Here is a 15,797-nt window from a genome sequence, read left to right on the forward strand (position 1 = left end):
TTACTTGCCTCCGTGTGGTTGTCTTAAGTTGTATTTCTCACGTGCTTCTTGTGGTGTCATGATTTCAATATTGTTCGTTTGAAGTTGTTGGACAGCTTGGTCGACGAGTTGTTCATTGGTTGCGAGCACACCTTTTTTCAAGAAGATATTATCTTCTAATCCAACACGAACATTTCCACCTAATAGAGCAGCTTGAGTCACCATTGGTAACTGCATCCGTCCAATACCAAATGCTGACCATTCAGCGTTTTCTGGAATACGACCTTTCATGTAGCTGATTGTTTCGACATCTGATGCTGCGCCCCAAGGAATACCTAAGCAAAATTGATACATTGGATCGCCATCGATTAGTCCTTCCTGAACGAGTTGATTTGCAAAACGGATATGCCCAGTATCGAAACATTCTAATTCAGGTTTGACGCCACTATCTTTAACGAGTTTGGCTTGCTCTCTCAGCCAATCAGTTGGGCTCATATAAATCATATTGCCGAAATTTGTGCTTCCGCAATCAAGCGTGCACATCTCAGGTAATAATTCGCCAACTGGTTCATGACGTTCATGTGGTGTTTGGATATCAGTGCCATCACCGCCAGCAGCTGGTGTGTCTAGATTAGGAATGAAATCGCCGCCACCACCTGAGGTGATATTGATCAAAACATCTGTTTCTGATTCGCGAATGCGATCGACAATTTCACGATAATGATCAAGATTATGACTTATGCCACCAGTCTCAGGGTCACGAGCGTGAACGTGTGCAACTGTTGCACCAGCTTTGGCTGATTCGATTGCAGATTCGGCTATTTCTTTTGGTGTAACTGGTACGTTTGGATTTTTTCCAGTAGTATCACCAGCACCTGTGACAGCGGAAGTTAACATTACTTTTTGTGCCAATTGAATCCTCCTCATAATCAATGTTTTATTCGTAAGGTTATTTACTTTACCGCCCGGACGGTATGAAACTCTGTTTTGTACTTTACCATCTGGACGGTTTTTAATCAACAGCTAGTTTTGAATTTTTGGGAATATTGTCGAAAGTGAAGTGGTGAGAAGTGTTGATTTGCAAGGGATTTGAAAGAGGGTGAAGAAAAATAAAAAAACCACTGCCAATTAGCAGTGGTCGTTCAAATGAGTAGTTAATTATGGATTGTGCTCGGATGAAATGTACATATCTTGAATCCACTTATGAAGCCGTTTATAAACTTCTTTCTTTTGTTCTGGGTCGATTTGATAGGTTTCGAACAGTTCTGATAGCCAAATTCCATCAGTGGCTAAACGAATAATCGTGGCATCTATCGGGTCTAATCCGTCATTTTCAATGTTAGTTTGCCATTCTTCGTAGGCATCATGAAGGGGTTCTAATAATTCAGGTTTTACAGCTTTTGCTGCTAGTAGACCAGAATGCATTTCTTTATTTGGATAGCCTTGATTAAAGGTGACATTTAAGAAAGCACGCGTCCATTTTCCTTTATCAAGCGGGTCATCTTCAACGTTTTGTGCAATTTTGGTGCGGTAGTTATTAGCTAAGTGATCAACCATCCCTTGAACTAACGCTTCTTTTGAAGGATAGTGATAAAGAAGACCACCTTTACTAATGCCTGCTTCTTTTGCTACTGATTCAAGTGTTAAGTTAAAAATACCTTTGTCGTCAACGATCCGCGAGGCCGCGTTCAGAATTTCAATCTTTCTAGAGTTTTTCCCCATAGCATCATCCCTCTTTGGTATATAGCTTTTTCCCTTTCAATACTATACTATCTGGACGGTTCAGTTGCAATTATTTAGGATGAATTTTTTAATAACTCTTTTGGAAATTATAAGAATTTTTGTTTTTCCATCCCTATTTTAACTCAAGACTTTGGTAAAGTTTAATGTTAAATTTGAAAGGTTTAACTCTGGATTTTAACAAAACTCAACTTTAAAAGTTATTAGAAAATTATTTATTGTCTTGTGATGCATTTAACTTCATTAAATCAATTATAGAGAATTGTTCATGGTGTAAGTTTTCTTTGGCCGGTCCCTCAATAACTTCACCCTTATATGTGAAACGTGAACCATGACAAGGGCAATCCCAAGTATGTTCTGCACTATTCCAATTTACTTCGCATCCTGCATGAGTGCAAGTGGTATCGACCATATAAATCTGGTCAGTATCAGCCTTATAAACGCCTTTACGTTGTCCATGCAATAACAAGGTCGTTGCTTGGCCAGGATTTAAAGCCTCTAAATCCCCTTTAGGATGACTTAATTTGTTTTTGAGCAAGTGCTTCGTAACATCTGTGTTTTCTTTAATGAATGAAGTTATTCCTTTAGTAACACTCGATCTGGAGGGTGAAAAAATATTTTGTTTATGATCTGTTTTATTTAATACATCATCAGCCATCATTTTAGCTGCTGCCGTACCATTAGTCATACCCCATTTCCGGTAACCTGTCGCTAATAATATATGAGGTTGTTCTTTTGAAACTGGACCGATATAAGGAATTTTATCTACGGTAACAAGGTCTTGAGTCGACCATTGATAATCAATGGGTTGTTTGGAAAAAATGGCTTTAGCATCCCGTTTTAAGGCGTCATAATGCGTTGACATATCTTCGCCTTGTCCCACCTTATGACCTTCACCACCAAACAAGATGTATGACTGGTCATTGATTGTGGTTTCTCTAATTGAACGCTTAGGTGAATCGATATTTAAATACATACCACCTGGGTAAGGATCTGCTGTTGGAAAAGCGATCACGTATGATTTTTCAGCATGAAGCCGTGTTGAAAACAATTTATTTTCGGTATAAAAAGGGAAGTGCGTACAAATGAGAATCCGATCTGCTGTTAATTCCGTATTGTCCTCCATAATCACAGATTTTTCTTCGATCGTCCTGGCCGCTGTATGCTCGTATAATTTAGTACTCCCTTGATCAAGCCGTTGTATTAAATAACTTAAGTAAGCAGTCGGATTGAATTGCCACTGATTCTTCATTATTAAAGCCTTCTCAATTTCTAGATTAAATGGAATACTATCCGCTAATTGACTATTGATGTTAAGTCGGTCATAAGCCTCGAACTCCTTTTCAATTTTGGTGATTCCTTCTGTTGTTTCAGTGTAGAGATAAGCATCGTGTTGTTGTAAGTCACAATTAATTTGTTCATCTTGGATAAGTGACTGAATAAGCTGCATGGCTTCGTGGTTAGCTTCGTAATAATGCCGTGCTGTTTGGTAATTGTAGCTGTTGATCAATTGATCATATATTAAACCATGCTGTGCTGTGATTTTAGCGGTGGTATGTAGTGTTGTACCGTTTAAAAAACGCCCTTGATCCACAATGGTGACTTGTTTACCTGCTTTTTGGAGTAAATAAGCGGCCGTAATACCTGTGATTCCTCCGCCAATAATAGCGACTTCTGTTGATTCGTTTTGAGAGAGGGGAGGGTATTCTTTTAAATGACGAGTTTGGTTCCAGATAGGTTCATGGTTTTGCGCATTCATAATGTCAATCCTTTCACGAGTATAATTCTATATACTCATTAAGGTTGTCGAAAATGTGTCAATATATACTTATCTGTGAAATTTATCGAAAGATGTCATAATTTTTAAAACGCCTATATACCGCGAATGGTAGCAAATTCAAAGATTTTGTTTTACAATAGGTAGTAATAACTATTAGAATGTAGGCTGGTTTGTTATGGCTAGCTATTGTTTAGTTTGTTGGAGGATTTATATGCTAGATAAACAGCTATTAAATCAAGTTGTTCAAAGTGGCTTCGACAATTTAATTTTCTTGATGCGTGTGGAGGGTCATACCCTATTCTATTACGAAATGGTTAATGATCTAGCTAAAGAGAAAACAGGCATTACTGATAAAGATATAGGTAAAGAATTACAAGAAGTATTATCTGAAGAGCATTATTATAATATGTACCCTGAGTATGTAAAAGCAGCGGAATCGAATGAAAAAGTAGTATATGAGGATTACTTTCATTCGACTAGTCACAATGAATTAATTAGTGAAACAACATTAATGCCATTAGTAAATGAAGATGGTGAGTGTACTCACATCCTTGCTTCTGTGCGTGATATTACGGATTATCGACATGCTGAGTTAGCAAAAGAACAGTCCAAACGTCATATTCAACTAAGTGAACAGCGCTATAAATCATTGTTTTCTGATAATACTGATGCAATTGTTTCGGTAGATTTAGAAGGTATAATGTTAGAAGTGAATCGAGCCTTTGAACAATTGACAGGTTATCATAGAGGGGAATTATTAGGGAAACCAGCAACTGTTATTGCGGACGAAGAACAACGTAAATATGGATTTGCGGCGTTCGAAATGGTGTTAGAAAAACAGGCTCAATCTTTTGAGTTAAATACAAGTTTTAATGGTTATCAACTAGATATAGATATTAAAATGACACCAATCATTGTGGAAGAAGAAGTTGTCGGAGTTTATGTGATCCTAAAAGATATCACAGAACAAAGACATGCTGAGCGGACTCTAATGAAGAATCAAGAACGTTTCCAATTAATTGCTGAAAGTTCTCATGATTTAATTACGCTTGTAGATGATCATGGCATTATTCAATACGCCTCCCCATCGTATAGAACTATTTTAGGTTATTCAGAAGATCAATTTATTGGAGAATCACTCTTGCATAAACTTCATGAAGAAGATGGTAGTCGCATTTTGAATGCTTTTGATCATGCTAAGCGAAAGGCTCAGCCGATTGCGATGGATTTCCGTCAACAACATATAAACGGAGATTGGTTGTGGTTCGAGTTACAGGCGAAGCCGATATTTGATGAAAATGGTCATTTTTACCAAATGATCGTTGTTACCCGAAATATTTCTGAGCGTAAAGCCTATGAAGACGAATTGAAATCATTTGCTTATCATGATCCGTTAACTAATTTGCCTAACCGCCGTAAATTTAAACAGAAAATGCTTGATTACTTAAGTGAAGACCGTGGTGAGGAACAATTTGCTGTTCTCATGTTTGATATTGATGATTTTAAACCTATCAATGATACACATGGACATGATTTTGGTGATGAAGTGATTAAGGAGTTTGGCAGACGGATTGAGTCCAATTTACGAGACGGCGATTTAGTTGCCCGAATGGGTGGAGACGAATTTATAGCATTACTTACAGGGCTTCACTCAGAAGATGATGTCATTCAGGTCGTTAGACGGATTCAAGACACACTAGAAGGTAATTGGTATATTGATAATAAGGTTGTCAATTTAACAACAAGTATAGGGATTGTTTTTCCAAATCATGATCAAATCACTGATGAAGATTTAATCAAAATGGCTGATAACGCGTTATATGGAGCGAAAGCACTTGGGAAAGATACGTATCAATTAATGACAGTAGACTAATTAGAGACGGTTTAGACCGTCTTTTCTTTTTTAAATGCTATAATGGCAGCAAGAAAGGGGAAATGGAGAATGCTTTGGATTACCTTGTTACTGTTAGCTGTGTTATTCGTCATTGCCTTAGTCATGACGCTTCAAGTGGCGAAACAGCAAAATCGTGAAATAGAGAGTCGTGAACAACGAGGCGTGACGGCTGAAGATGAGATTCAACAATCCCAGCAATATGAAACAGAATCACTAAGGAAGAACATACCTAATTTAATTAAAATTTATATTGGCTTATTTGTGATTGTGCTTGGCTTCATCGTTACTATTTTAATTATTTTGTAAATTGTAACATTTGTCATATATAATTAATTTTTGTGTAACCACAATGATGATCAACGCGTGTTATATTACCAATAGAGCTCGTAAATATCTCCCTATATAATAAGCAAGCGACACGGATTGGTGTCGCTTGCTTATTTTTTCGTTTTACGTTTACTTTTTTGAGGGCCACTAATTTTTTGATTAAGTAACTTCATTAGGTCGGCATGCTCTCGTTTAGATACGAGGATGTATAAAAAGTCGCCAGCTTTAATCTCGGTGTCACCATATGGTGTGACGAGATCATCGCCTCTTACTATAGCTGCAATTGAAGCCTTTTGAGGAAAATCGATTTCATGTAATTTATAACCGACGATTGCATTATCACGGTTCGTTTGGAATTGGACCATGTCAGCATTCGCCTTAGCAATCGATACAAGCTCGATTGAATGGTGTGGTGTGTCTTTCTTAGGTCCCATTAAGCCAAGTTTTTCTGCTACATAAGATATGGTAGAACCTTGTACTAATGCGGATGTTAAGACAACGAAAAATATGATATTAAAAAATTCATCTGCCCCATTAATTCCAGCCACAATTGGAAATGTCGCTAAAACAATCGGTACAGCCCCGCGTAAACCTGCCCACGATAGGAATAACCTTTCGCGGAATTTGTAATTGAGCCAGACAGTTGAAATGAAAACAGCAATAGGTCTTGCAATAAAAATAAGCACGAATGAAATGGCTAGACCTGCGAAAATATTACTTGGATGAAAGACTTGTTCTGGAAAAGATAAAAGCCCCAAGATAATAAACATCATGATTTGAGCGGTCCAAGCAATTCCTTCATTAAATTGGAAAATAGAATAGCGATAAGTAAGTTCAGAGTTACCAATCACAAGTGCTGCCACGTAAACAGCAAGAAAACCACTTGAATCAATGACTGAAGCGGTACTATAAGTTATTAATGCAAATGCAATCGCTAGGACTGGATAAAGGCCTCCTGATTCTAAGTTGATTCGATTAATAGCTAATGAACCTAATTTACCAAATACAAGACCTAAAGCGAGCCCTATTCCCATTTGCCAGAAGAAGGAAGGAATCATTAACCAGAAACTAGTGCTTTCATTGGTAATCAATTCAATGAACATGAGAGTTAAGAAAATCGCCATTGGGTCGTTTGTACCTGACTCTGCCTCGAGAGTGGCGCCCATTTTAGCTTTAATGTTTCGTTCTTTTAATGTCGCAAATACGGCAGCAGCATCTGTCGAGCCTACGATTGCCCCGAATAGAAAGGCCTCAAGCCAAGAAACGTCGAGTACAAAGTAAACAGACACCCCTGTTAGCATAGCTGTCGCAAGTACACCTAATGTGGCAAGGGAAATTGAAGAAAATGCTACAGAGCGGACCGTTGACCACTTCGTTTGTAGACCACCTTCAAATAAAATGATAATAAGTGCGAGAATACCGATGAGTTGTGCCATTTCTACATCATCGAAATAAATAATACCTAAACCATCACTACCAATAATCATTCCAACAGCAATAAAGAGAACGAGTGACGGGAGGCCTAAGCGGCTAGAGAATTTAGCAGCAATAATACCGCTAAGAAGCAATAATGCGGCGAGGAAAATAATGCCGTCATTACCGAAAGATTGTAAAAACATCGCCTACCCCCTTTGACTACTAATATAATTTTATCATAAGTGTGACAATTTATCGTGAGATGTGCTGTAGATCGGATAAGGCTCTTATATTGTAAACATTTACTTGAGTATTCATGTGTATCATTAAGCAACTCATAGGCTATAGAGCGAGAAGAGAGGAGCACGGTGTATATAACTAAAACTAAATCTTTTCAAGTGTTAGAGCTATTGATTAGATAAATAAATCCCCACAAAAATCATTTTGTAGGGATTGTACAGCGTTTATTTATTTGCTTTTTGTAATTTGTGAATCATTTGTAGTGATTTACCAGTTCCAACTGCAACACACTCAAGTGGGTTTTCAGCAATGTGAACAGGAACATCAACTTCGCTTGATAACCACTCAGACATGCCATTTAACAAAGCGCCACCGCCAGTTACAGTAATACCTTGGTCGACAATATCACCGCTTAATTCAGGTGGGCAATTCTCAAGTGTTGCTTTAATGGCTTGTAAAATGTTTTCGAGTGTTTCACGAATAGCTGATTGAATTTCATGTGAATCCAATGTCACAGTCTTAGGCAGTCCTGCGACTAGATCACGTCCACGGACCTCAATAATAACAGGTTCGTGTTCAACGAGAGCATATCCAATTTCTGTTTTAATGTTTTCAGCCGTTCGTTCACCAATAAGCACATTATATTGTTTACGAACATATTGAATAATTGCTGAGTCAATATGGTCACCGCCAACGCGAATGGACTGTGCAGAAACGACACCACCGAAAGAAATAATGGCGACCTCACTTGTGCCCCCACCAATATCAACAACAACACTTGAGATTGGTTCGTCTACTGGTAGACCTGCTCCAATAGCTGCTGCGAGTGGTTCTTCAATGATATGGACTTGTTTTGCCCCGTATTCTTTAATCGCATTCTCAATTGCACGACGCTCAACGGAAGTTGATCCGGTTGGTGCACAAACAATGACATTCGGTTTACGCATCGACATGCCTAGTTTCTTACTAACTTTTTTCAACATTTCACTCAACATTTGTGATGTGACTTCATAATCCGCAATCACACCATCTTTTAAAGGGCGAATTGATGTAATATTGGCAGGTGTTTTACCAATCATATCTTTCGCTTCATGTCCCACTGCTAAAACGTTACCAGTTTGTGAATCAACGGCAACAACAGATGGTTCATTAAAGACGACACCTTTACTTTTACTATATATTAACAGGTTTGCAGTCCCTAAGTCGATTCCTATTTCTGCGTTTGCAAACATGATGATGCCTCCATCTCTATTTTTAATCTACCTATACATTTCGTAAGTGTATCATGATTTATGAACCTATGCGTTTAAGAAAATTTGACAAAAAAATTACAGAGGCTCTGACCTCTGTAACATTTTACTTTTGCTTGCTTTGTAACACGTTTGCAAGTGTAGATGCGTCATATTTCTCTATTTTACGACCTTCATAATTGCTAATGCCTAATTTCTTAAGCTCAGATACGTACCAACCTTTTGTGCCTACGTACATGATCAAGCCCTCCTTCTTCACGTTAAAAGTATGCAGAGATAATTCTACCATCAAAACTTTACAGACAAAAGTGTTAACCGTAGAATTTATTAGGTATTGTGTTGTTTGATTCGTTATAATGAAAACAAATCAAGCACCAAAATAAACTATAACATGAATTCATGTCGATGAAAATAATAAAGTTTAGAAAGGTTAATATTATGTCACACCGCTCACTTAAAGACGTGCAAAACCGTCTTGAAACGCTCCAAACCTACGAATTAGATGAAGGAGAATTTGAAGCGAAACAAGATGAAGCCAAAACTTATAAACAACCGAAAGATCAACTTGTAGCTGGTTACCATAAATTACTAGGTGAAGTATCGGTTCAAATGAACCAAATGGATCATCATATGGGAATGTCACCGACCTGTTTCATGGGCTGTGCGTTTTGCTGTTATTTTCCGATTATTGTCACGAGACTAGAAGCAGATTTATTAAAAACAGCGATTAATCAAATGGAACCAGAGCGTCGAGAGCATATTAAAGCGCATTTGAAGCAGTATTTCGACACGTATCAAGACAAATTAGCACATGTTGAATCGCTTGATTTCGACGATGAACAGTTTAAATTTGATTACCGTAAACAATGGTTACCATGCCCCTTATTAGACACTGAAACAAATACATGCCTAGCCTATGAATCACGACCGCTTCCTTGTCGTACGTATGTCAATTATATGGATCCGAAAATTTGCGAACATAATCTTGTGCCAGAAGAAACGGTGAGCTTCGAATTTCTTTACCAAGATTACATGGGCAATTTAAATGAATTAGCTCAGGACATTGCGACAGAGTACGACGGTGTCATCGATTATCCAGATGATATTTTTGAATACAATCTTCTGCCAGTATTTTTAAGAGAATGGATTGAAGAATCTTCTTAATTAAAGGTTGCTTAACGTTTCGACTAGTTTTAATCGATTGTCATCGACTGGTTTTACTTGCGTATCTGTTAGCCATAATGCTGACATTCCTAATTGAAGAGCTGGGGCGATTTCATTCATGAAATTGTCGCCGATTGAAATAGCTTTCTCCGGTGCAACTTGATAGCGATGTAAAACATCTTCAAAGATGGCTTTGCTATAAACTGGTTTTTTGGCACTTGGAATTAACTCTGTAAAATATTCTTCAAGTTCCAGAAACTCTAATAATCGTTGAGCGTCAACTTCATCACTGTTCGTGCAAACGATCAATGTATAATCGTTTACAATAGAGGCTAGGTAATCTTTCAATCCTGGCGTTTGCTGCAAGAATCCATCGAGTTCAGACATTTGTTTTTTAGTCTTGTTATAGGAAGCTTGGATTGTTTCGGGAGATAGCCCAAAATGGCGCGCGATTGCGTAAGGTGGCCACCAGCCATCGCCAATAGGTACCCAATTGGAAAAATCGAACTCTTTAGCTGGAATATATTCTGGTACATCGCTTACGGTAACGAGGTTTCCATCCCAGTCTTTCGCCTCGGTTAATTCGGTGGTAAAAGGATCCCATGTCCAAATCAAATCACGTTTTCCGTCGTAGATTTTCCCAATTTGTAAGTGATGATGACCATTTAATACCTGCTCATAAATAGTTTCAAATTGGTGCTGCTCCGTTGTGTCTAGGTAAGCTTTAAGATTATTAGTATGTAGTCGAAAATGCTCTCGACCTTCATAAAGTGTGCCATCAAGGTCGAAAATCATTAAATTATGTTCTTCGATAAATGCTCGATTCATATGGTCACCCCATTCAAAGATTTATTATCATTCTATCATAGTATTCTAACATCAACTTAAGTCTAGCAATAATTTTTCATGGATGGAGTGACGAAAAGGTTTAAGGTATACTGTAAAAGGTTATTATATTAGAATATAAGACAATAAGGTATTGTAGGTGATGAAGATTTGATTAAGGTATTATTTATTTGCTTAGGTAATATTTGCCGTTCGCCAATGGCTGAGGCTGTTTTTGCGAATTTAGTCAGTCAAAAGGGATTAGATGAACATTTCGTCGTCGATTCAGCTGGCACTAGTGATTATCATATTGGTGAACCACCACATAAGGAGACTCTAGAGCAGCTAAAGCTACACGGCATTAATGCCAACGGTCTAACGGGAAGACAGCTGAATGAAAATGATTATGTTCATTTTGACTACATGATTGTGATGGACGAAAGTAACTTGAGTAATGTAAAACTAAGACATAATGGTTCAAGTAAGCCAACAATCAAGAAATTACTAGATTACTTACCAGAAGAAGGCGTGAAGGATGTACCTGATCCTTATTTTGAAGGCGGGTTCGATTATACGTATGATTTAGTTTCAAGGGCCTGCAAGCATTTATTAGATGATATACTAGCAGAAAAAGAACTTTAAAATACTAGGAGGTTATTAAGATGCGATTATGGCAAAAAGGAATTGTATTTGGAGCGCTAACAGGATTTTTATTAAGTTTAATTCAAAGAGATGAACGTCAACACGTCATGGATTGTTCCAAACAAGCAACAAGTAAGATGAAGCAAGTTTATCAGCATCCTTCTGACTCCGTTAAACAATTACGAATGAAGTTGAATGATATTATGGTTAATATGGATAAATTCGTTCAACAGTTAGATCAAGTTGAACGCAAAATTGACGAACGAATTGAAGACAAAAACGGACAGTAGGTGACGTGCGTGGTTTTTGAGAAGACGTTTTGGAAAGAGTTGTTTCAACATTTTCAAGATGATGAGATTCCAACGTTAGCAGCAAGCCTAGCTTATTTCTTTCTATTGTCTTTATTACCGTTTTTAATTTTCTTATTAACATTACTGGGTTTCTTACCCATCAATGAACAGCAGGTGTTTGATTTAGTTGATTCATATCTGCCAGGAGATACGATGTCGCTAGTGAATAGCAATATTAATCAATTGATGCAAGACCAAAACGGTGGCTTATTATCGCTCGGTATTATTGGTACGATTTGGTCTGCCTCGATTGGTGTTAATGGCTTAATGCGCGCGTTCAATCGAGCGTATGAAATAGAAGAGGAGCGTTCCTTTTTTGTAGCGCGGGGATTATCAATTTTATTAACGATCTTACTCGTTTTAGCCATTGCGGTTGCTTTAGCATTACCGATTTTTGGCCGACTAATTGGTGAATATATTTTCTCTTTCTTAGGCGCGTCAGAAGCTTTTTTAGCGACATGGGAGACTTTTCGCTGGGTTGTATCTGCACTAATGATGATCTTCGTGTTAACATTGTTATATATACTAGCTCCTAATGTAAGGGTCAAAATCAGACATGCACTACCTGGTGCTATAGTTGCTATGTTAGGTTGGCAGTTAGTATCACTCGGTTTTTCTTATTACGTGACAAACTTCGCTGCTTATTCAGCAACGTACGGCAGTTTAGCTGGTGTGATCATTTTAATGATTTGGCTTTTTTTATCAGGCATGATGATCCTAATTGGTGGCGAGGTTAATGCGATTTTAAATATTCATAAACGGCGGTTTTTATTCCGTTAATCATAAGAATCCCTCGGTTATTTGGCTATAACCGAGGGATTTGTTTTATGTTGAGGGTCTTCGAGCGATAAAAGAGTGAACGGTCATTAAGATGAAAATTAGAATAATAAACAAGACAATCACATAGAAAAAGCTGAATTGTGGCAAGTAGTCGATAAAACCACCACCCAATAAAGGTCCTGCAATACTGCCAAAACTGAACATGACACCACACAAGATATTCCCTGCTGGTAACAGTGTGTTAGGAAGTAAGTCGGTCATATAAGAAACACCTAATGAATAAAGAGAACCAACTAACATGCCAGCAATCGCGAAACTTATGATCAAACCAATTACGGACTGCTCAATAAAGGTGGCTCCAATAAAGGTGATACTACCACCAAGAAGCACGCTTTTCAGCACAATAGGGCGACCGATTCGATCGCTTAAAATACCAAGCGGAATTTGTGAAATGATGCTCCCCGCAGCGAAAAATGGGATGATATAAGAAATGGTTGAAACATCATGACCAAGTCGCATCGCATAAACTGGAAAATTACTGTGCAACGTCGTTTCTAAAAAGCCATATGTAAACGGCGCTAATAAAGCGATCCAGGCATATTTCATCGCATCTTGGAAACGTTTGGTCGTATTGGTTGTCGTCACTTGTACATCACCATCAGACTCGGGCAACTCGTTTTTCACCCAGAACATGAATGACCAGACGATGACACATAAAAGAGAGCTTGCAATAAACGGAAGTGCTGGATTAATTTCAACTAAAGGCGTCATGAGAGGCCCTACTGTAAAGCCTAAACCGAATGATAAACCGTATATTGCAATAGACCGACCTCGCTTGAATTCTGGTGTGGTCGTTGTGATCCACGTTTGCGTTCCGAAGTGTAAAATATTATCCCCTACACCAACGAGTAAACGCAGGATAAACCAAAACCAAATTGATTCCCAAATAGTGAAGAAAAAGATCGATGAAAAGACGAGCGCTCCACCTGCTAAAATCATTGGTTTATAGCCATACTTGCGAAGTGGTGGTTCCAAAAATGGTGAAATAATTAAAATACCAATATATAAGGCCGTGGCATGTAAACCATTAAGCGTTGATGAGATACCTTCACTTTCTAATAAGACAGAAATTAGTGGAAGTAACATCCCTTGCGAAAAGCCGGAAATACCAACTAACGCAACGAGTACAGCAAATCGTTGGCGCGTTGACATGAGATAACCTCCTAAAAAACAAGATGTTGTTATTGTATCGTAATATCGTGTTAAAATAAAAGTCGGACAAACAAGGAACAAAGGAGTGTATTATCATGAAATTTAATGTAACAGATCAACATATTACAACTGATTTACCGTATGAGCAACTGACGATTTCTGGTGATGAAGATGATGGTTTTCGTCCATTTCAACTCATGGTATCATCATTAGCGGGCTGTAGTGCACTTGTTTATAAACGTATTTTAGGCAAACAGAAGGTCGATTATGATGAAATGACGATTAAAGCGGATGTAGAACGTAGTGAAGATGCCGTGAATAAAATCGAAAAAGTTCACTTACACTTTAAAGTAGTCGGCAGTAATTTGAACGAGTCAAAACTACAAAAAAGCTTAGAAACAGCTTCCAAAAACTGCTCAATGGTTCAATCTGTCGTTCCAACGATTGAAGTCAATGAGACAGTTGAAGCGATTGAGAAGGAGTCGTAGCATGACAGACGAGAATCATTTAGAATCTGTGAAAGCAAGGTTACAGCACTTGCTTGATCAAATTGAAACAGCTGATCCTGAACAATTGACTGTTGAGGATGTCGATCGTTATTTAAAATTGTTAAATGAAATGGAAGACAAACTCAAGCAATAAAAAGATCAACTCCCGCATAAATTTTTTATGAGAGGGGGTTGATTTTTTAAATAGCATGTTTTATCGTGATAAAGTGTTAATGTGATAATGAAATAAAAGAAAGGGAGAACGAAACGATGGCTATTGCAGTTATAATATCTGTTATATTAATGAGTGTTTTAAGTTTATTAAAAGTTAATGTTCTTTTAGCGATTGTCATTTCTGCTATGTCAGCTGGTTTAATAGCTGGGTTACCATTCACAGAGATTGTGTCGATTTTTACATCGAATATGGGTGGTAGTGCGAATACAGCCTTGAGCTATGTATTACTTGGTGGATTTGCGATTGCGATCTCGCTAACTGGAATTACGAAAGGACTTGTTCAAGGATTGCGTAGTGTGATGTCTGGTCAACGTGTCGCTCTAATGGTCTTAATCGCTTTGATTGCGTCTTTATCGCAAAACGTTGTGCCAGTGCACATCGCCTTTATTCCAATTTTAATTCCACCATTACTTGCATTATTTGATCGAATGCAAATTGACCGACGTGGTGTAGCAACGGCATTAACGTTTGGTTTGAAAGCGCCGTATATAACATTGCCATTTGGATTTGGACTTATTTTCCAAGGAATTGTTCGTGATAATATGGCCGAAAATGGGATAGATATTACCTTAGGTAGTGTCACTCAAGCCATGATTGTGCCTGGTTCAGGTATGCTTCTTGGTTTAATTATTGCACTCGGAATTACGTACCGGAAAAAACGTGATTACAGTCAAATTGAGCCGAAAGGGCAACCAAGTGACATAGAAGACGATGATGATACGCCGTTTAAATTTGAGTTAAAGCATGCGATGACGATTATCGCGATTTTCGCTGCGTTAGGTGTTCAGTGGGCTACAGAAGAAATGGTGTTAGGTGCCTTAACTGGCTTAGTCTTAATGTTCTTACTTGTTGCTGTACCGTATCGCCAAATTGAAAACGTCATGAGTCGCGGTATAAGTATGATGGGGATGATTGCCTTTATTATGCTTGCGGCATCAGGATTTGCTGGTGTGTTAGAAGAGACAGGTTCAGTTGAAGCGTTAGTTGACGCGTCATCTGGCATGTTAGAAGGCAATCCTTGGATTATTGCTACTGTTTTATTACTCGTCGGACTTTTCATTACGATGGGGATTGGAACGTCATTCGGTACGATTCCAATTTTAGCAGTTTTATATGTACCGATTGCGACAGCTGCTGGCTTTTCTCCTCTTGCGATTGCGGTCTTAATTGGTACCGCTGGTGCATTAGGTGACGCAGGTAGCCCGGCATCAGACAGTACGCTCGGTCCAACAGCAGGACTGAATATGGACGGTAAGCATGATCATATTTGGGATACATGTGTTCCTACTTTCCTACACTTCAATATTCCGATTTTTATCTTCGGTCTAATTGGTGCTGTAATGCTATAAATCATGCAACCTCCCCTTGTGATAAAGGGGAGGTTTTAAATTGTTAGACAAAGTGAGGGGACTGTTAAACAATCCCCTCACTTTGTCTCATAATTGAGCATCATTGTTTAATATTATGGCCAAATT

General features: G+C 38.1%; 17 protein-coding genes. 9 read left to right on the top strand and 8 right to left on the bottom strand.

Annotated elements, in window-relative coordinates:
* The 3 genes from J2S77_RS08780 to J2S77_RS08790 form a co-directional block, all read right to left on the bottom strand.
* Complete coding sequence (locus J2S77_RS08780; RefSeq protein WP_306976533.1) at window positions 1-891, bottom strand: beta-keto acid cleavage family enzyme; 891 nt, start codon at window positions 889-891, stop codon at window positions 1-3.
* A gap of 246 nt (window positions 892-1,137) precedes the next feature.
* Window positions 1,138-1,701, bottom strand: coding sequence for a TetR/AcrR family transcriptional regulator (locus J2S77_RS08785; RefSeq protein ID WP_306976535.1), 564 nt, complete (start codon window positions 1,699-1,701; stop codon window positions 1,138-1,140).
* Window positions 1,702-1,930: 229 nt separating this feature from the next.
* Window positions 1,931-3,478: an FAD-dependent oxidoreductase gene (locus tag J2S77_RS08790; RefSeq protein ID WP_306976536.1), complete on the bottom strand. Its 1,548-nt coding sequence runs from the start codon at window positions 3,476-3,478 to the stop codon at window positions 1,931-1,933.
* A gap of 232 nt (window positions 3,479-3,710) precedes the next feature.
* Between J2S77_RS08790 and J2S77_RS08795 the strand changes: the two genes are divergently transcribed.
* Both J2S77_RS08795 and J2S77_RS08800 read left to right on the top strand, forming a co-directional pair.
* Window positions 3,711-5,372 (top strand): sensor domain-containing protein, encoded by a 1,662-nt coding sequence (locus tag J2S77_RS08795; protein ID WP_306976538.1) that lies wholly within the window; start codon window positions 3,711-3,713, stop codon window positions 5,370-5,372.
* A gap of 69 nt (window positions 5,373-5,441) precedes the next feature.
* Window positions 5,442-5,699 carry a hypothetical protein gene (locus tag J2S77_RS08800; RefSeq protein WP_306976539.1) on the top strand — a complete coding sequence of 86 codons (258 nt, stop codon included), beginning with the start codon at window positions 5,442-5,444 and terminating at the stop codon, window positions 5,697-5,699.
* A 131-nt stretch (window positions 5,700-5,830) separates the two neighbouring features.
* On the opposite strand, the gene J2S77_RS08805 is transcribed toward J2S77_RS08800, so the two are convergent.
* The 3 genes from J2S77_RS08805 to J2S77_RS08815 all read right to left on the bottom strand — a co-directional run bounded on the left by J2S77_RS08805 (window position 5,831) and on the right by J2S77_RS08815 (window position 8,864).
* The gene (locus tag J2S77_RS08805; protein ID WP_306976542.1) at window positions 5,831-7,339 is read right to left on the bottom strand and encodes a potassium/proton antiporter; all 1,509 of its coding nucleotides are present in this window, start codon (window positions 7,337-7,339) and stop codon (window positions 5,831-5,833) included.
* Window positions 7,340-7,600: 261 nt separating this feature from the next.
* Window positions 7,601-8,608: a rod-share determining protein MreBH gene (mreBH, locus tag J2S77_RS08810; protein WP_306976544.1), complete on the bottom strand. Its 1,008-nt coding sequence runs from the start codon at window positions 8,606-8,608 to the stop codon at window positions 7,601-7,603.
* A 124-nt stretch (window positions 8,609-8,732) separates the two neighbouring features.
* Window positions 8,733-8,864, bottom strand: coding sequence for a DUF2639 domain-containing protein (locus J2S77_RS08815; protein ID WP_306976545.1), 132 nt, complete (start codon window positions 8,862-8,864; stop codon window positions 8,733-8,735).
* A 200-nt stretch (window positions 8,865-9,064) separates the two neighbouring features.
* On the opposite strand from J2S77_RS08815, the gene J2S77_RS08820 reads away from it, so the two are divergent.
* Window positions 9,065-9,790, top strand: coding sequence for a YkgJ family cysteine cluster protein (locus tag J2S77_RS08820; protein WP_306976546.1), 726 nt, complete (start codon window positions 9,065-9,067; stop codon window positions 9,788-9,790).
* On the opposite strand, the gene J2S77_RS08825 is transcribed toward J2S77_RS08820, so the two are convergent.
* Entirely contained in the window at window positions 9,791-10,618 is an 828-nt protein-coding gene (locus J2S77_RS08825) for an HAD family hydrolase (protein WP_306976547.1), read from the bottom strand.
* Window positions 10,619-10,786: 168 nt separating this feature from the next.
* Here J2S77_RS08825 and J2S77_RS08830 point away from each other — a divergent pair, with 168 nt between their 5' ends.
* The 3 genes from J2S77_RS08830 to J2S77_RS08840 are packed head-to-tail and all read left to right on the top strand — an operon-like array spanning window position 10,787 to window position 12,387.
* On the top strand, window positions 10,787-11,257 hold the full coding sequence (locus tag J2S77_RS08830; RefSeq protein WP_306976548.1) for a low molecular weight protein-tyrosine-phosphatase: 471 nt from the start codon (window positions 10,787-10,789) through the stop codon (window positions 11,255-11,257).
* Between the two features lie 20 nt (window positions 11,258-11,277).
* Window positions 11,278-11,547, top strand: coding sequence for a hypothetical protein (locus tag J2S77_RS08835; RefSeq protein ID WP_306976551.1), 270 nt, complete (start codon window positions 11,278-11,280; stop codon window positions 11,545-11,547).
* 9 nt (window positions 11,548-11,556) lie between these two features.
* Complete coding sequence (locus J2S77_RS08840; RefSeq protein WP_306976552.1) at window positions 11,557-12,387, top strand: YihY/virulence factor BrkB family protein; 831 nt, start codon at window positions 11,557-11,559, stop codon at window positions 12,385-12,387.
* A gap of 45 nt (window positions 12,388-12,432) precedes the next feature.
* Here J2S77_RS08840 and J2S77_RS08845 read toward each other — a convergent pair whose 3' ends face one another.
* A complete protein-coding gene (locus tag J2S77_RS08845) occupies window positions 12,433-13,599 on the bottom strand; it encodes an MFS transporter (protein WP_306976555.1) in 1,167 nt (388 codons plus the stop codon).
* A 95-nt stretch (window positions 13,600-13,694) separates the two neighbouring features.
* Here J2S77_RS08845 and J2S77_RS08850 point away from each other — a divergent pair, with 95 nt between their 5' ends.
* From J2S77_RS08850 to J2S77_RS08860, 3 genes are all read left to right on the top strand, one after another.
* Window positions 13,695-14,087, top strand: a complete 393-nt coding sequence (locus J2S77_RS08850; protein ID WP_306976556.1) for an OsmC family protein — start codon at window positions 13,695-13,697, stop codon at window positions 14,085-14,087.
* 1 nt (window position 14,088) lies between these two features.
* Window positions 14,089-14,241 carry an SE1561 family protein gene (locus J2S77_RS08855; RefSeq protein ID WP_306976557.1) on the top strand — a complete coding sequence of 51 codons (153 nt, stop codon included), beginning with the start codon at window positions 14,089-14,091 and terminating at the stop codon, window positions 14,239-14,241.
* Window positions 14,242-14,357: 116 nt separating this feature from the next.
* The gene (locus tag J2S77_RS08860; RefSeq protein WP_306976559.1) at window positions 14,358-15,671 is read left to right on the top strand and encodes a Na+/H+ antiporter family protein; all 1,314 of its coding nucleotides are present in this window, start codon (window positions 14,358-14,360) and stop codon (window positions 15,669-15,671) included.
* Window positions 15,672-15,797: the final 126 nt, after the last annotated feature.

Source organism: Alkalibacillus salilacus (assembly GCF_030812915.1).
Classification (GTDB): Bacteria; Bacillota; Bacilli; order Bacillales; family Alkalibacillaceae; genus Alkalibacillus; species Alkalibacillus salilacus.

Bases quoted from the DNA above. Each gene is read 5' to 3' on its own strand.
- J2S77_RS08820 (WP_306976546.1), top strand. From the start codon at position 9,065: ATGTCACACCGCTCACTTAAAGACGTGCAAAACCGTCTTGAAACGCTC.
- J2S77_RS08845 (WP_306976555.1), bottom strand. From the start codon at position 13,599: ATGTCAACGCGCCAACGATTTGCTGTACTCGTTGCGTTAGTTGGTATT.
- J2S77_RS08855 (WP_306976557.1), top strand. From the start codon at position 14,089: ATGACAGACGAGAATCATTTAGAATCTGTGAAAGCAAGGTTACAGCAC.
- J2S77_RS08835 (WP_306976551.1), top strand. From the start codon at position 11,278: ATGCGATTATGGCAAAAAGGAATTGTATTTGGAGCGCTAACAGGATTT.
- J2S77_RS08825 (WP_306976547.1), bottom strand. From the start codon at position 10,618: ATGAATCGAGCATTTATCGAAGAACATAATTTAATGATTTTCGACCTT.
- mreBH (WP_306976544.1), bottom strand. From the start codon at position 8,608: ATGTTTGCAAACGCAGAAATAGGAATCGACTTAGGGACTGCAAACCTG.
- J2S77_RS08785 (WP_306976535.1), bottom strand. From the start codon at position 1,701: ATGGGGAAAAACTCTAGAAAGATTGAAATTCTGAACGCGGCCTCGCGG.
- J2S77_RS08805 (WP_306976542.1), bottom strand. From the start codon at position 7,339: ATGTTTTTACAATCTTTCGGTAATGACGGCATTATTTTCCTCGCCGCA.
- J2S77_RS08795 (WP_306976538.1), top strand. From the start codon at position 3,711: ATGCTAGATAAACAGCTATTAAATCAAGTTGTTCAAAGTGGCTTCGAC.
- J2S77_RS08815 (WP_306976545.1), bottom strand. From the start codon at position 8,864: ATGTACGTAGGCACAAAAGGTTGGTACGTATCTGAGCTTAAGAAATTA.
- J2S77_RS08860 (WP_306976559.1), top strand. From the start codon at position 14,358: ATGGCTATTGCAGTTATAATATCTGTTATATTAATGAGTGTTTTAAGT.
- J2S77_RS08850 (WP_306976556.1), top strand. From the start codon at position 13,695: ATGAAATTTAATGTAACAGATCAACATATTACAACTGATTTACCGTAT.
- J2S77_RS08800 (WP_306976539.1), top strand. From the start codon at position 5,442: ATGCTTTGGATTACCTTGTTACTGTTAGCTGTGTTATTCGTCATTGCC.
- J2S77_RS08790 (WP_306976536.1), bottom strand. From the start codon at position 3,478: ATGAATGCGCAAAACCATGAACCTATCTGGAACCAAACTCGTCATTTA.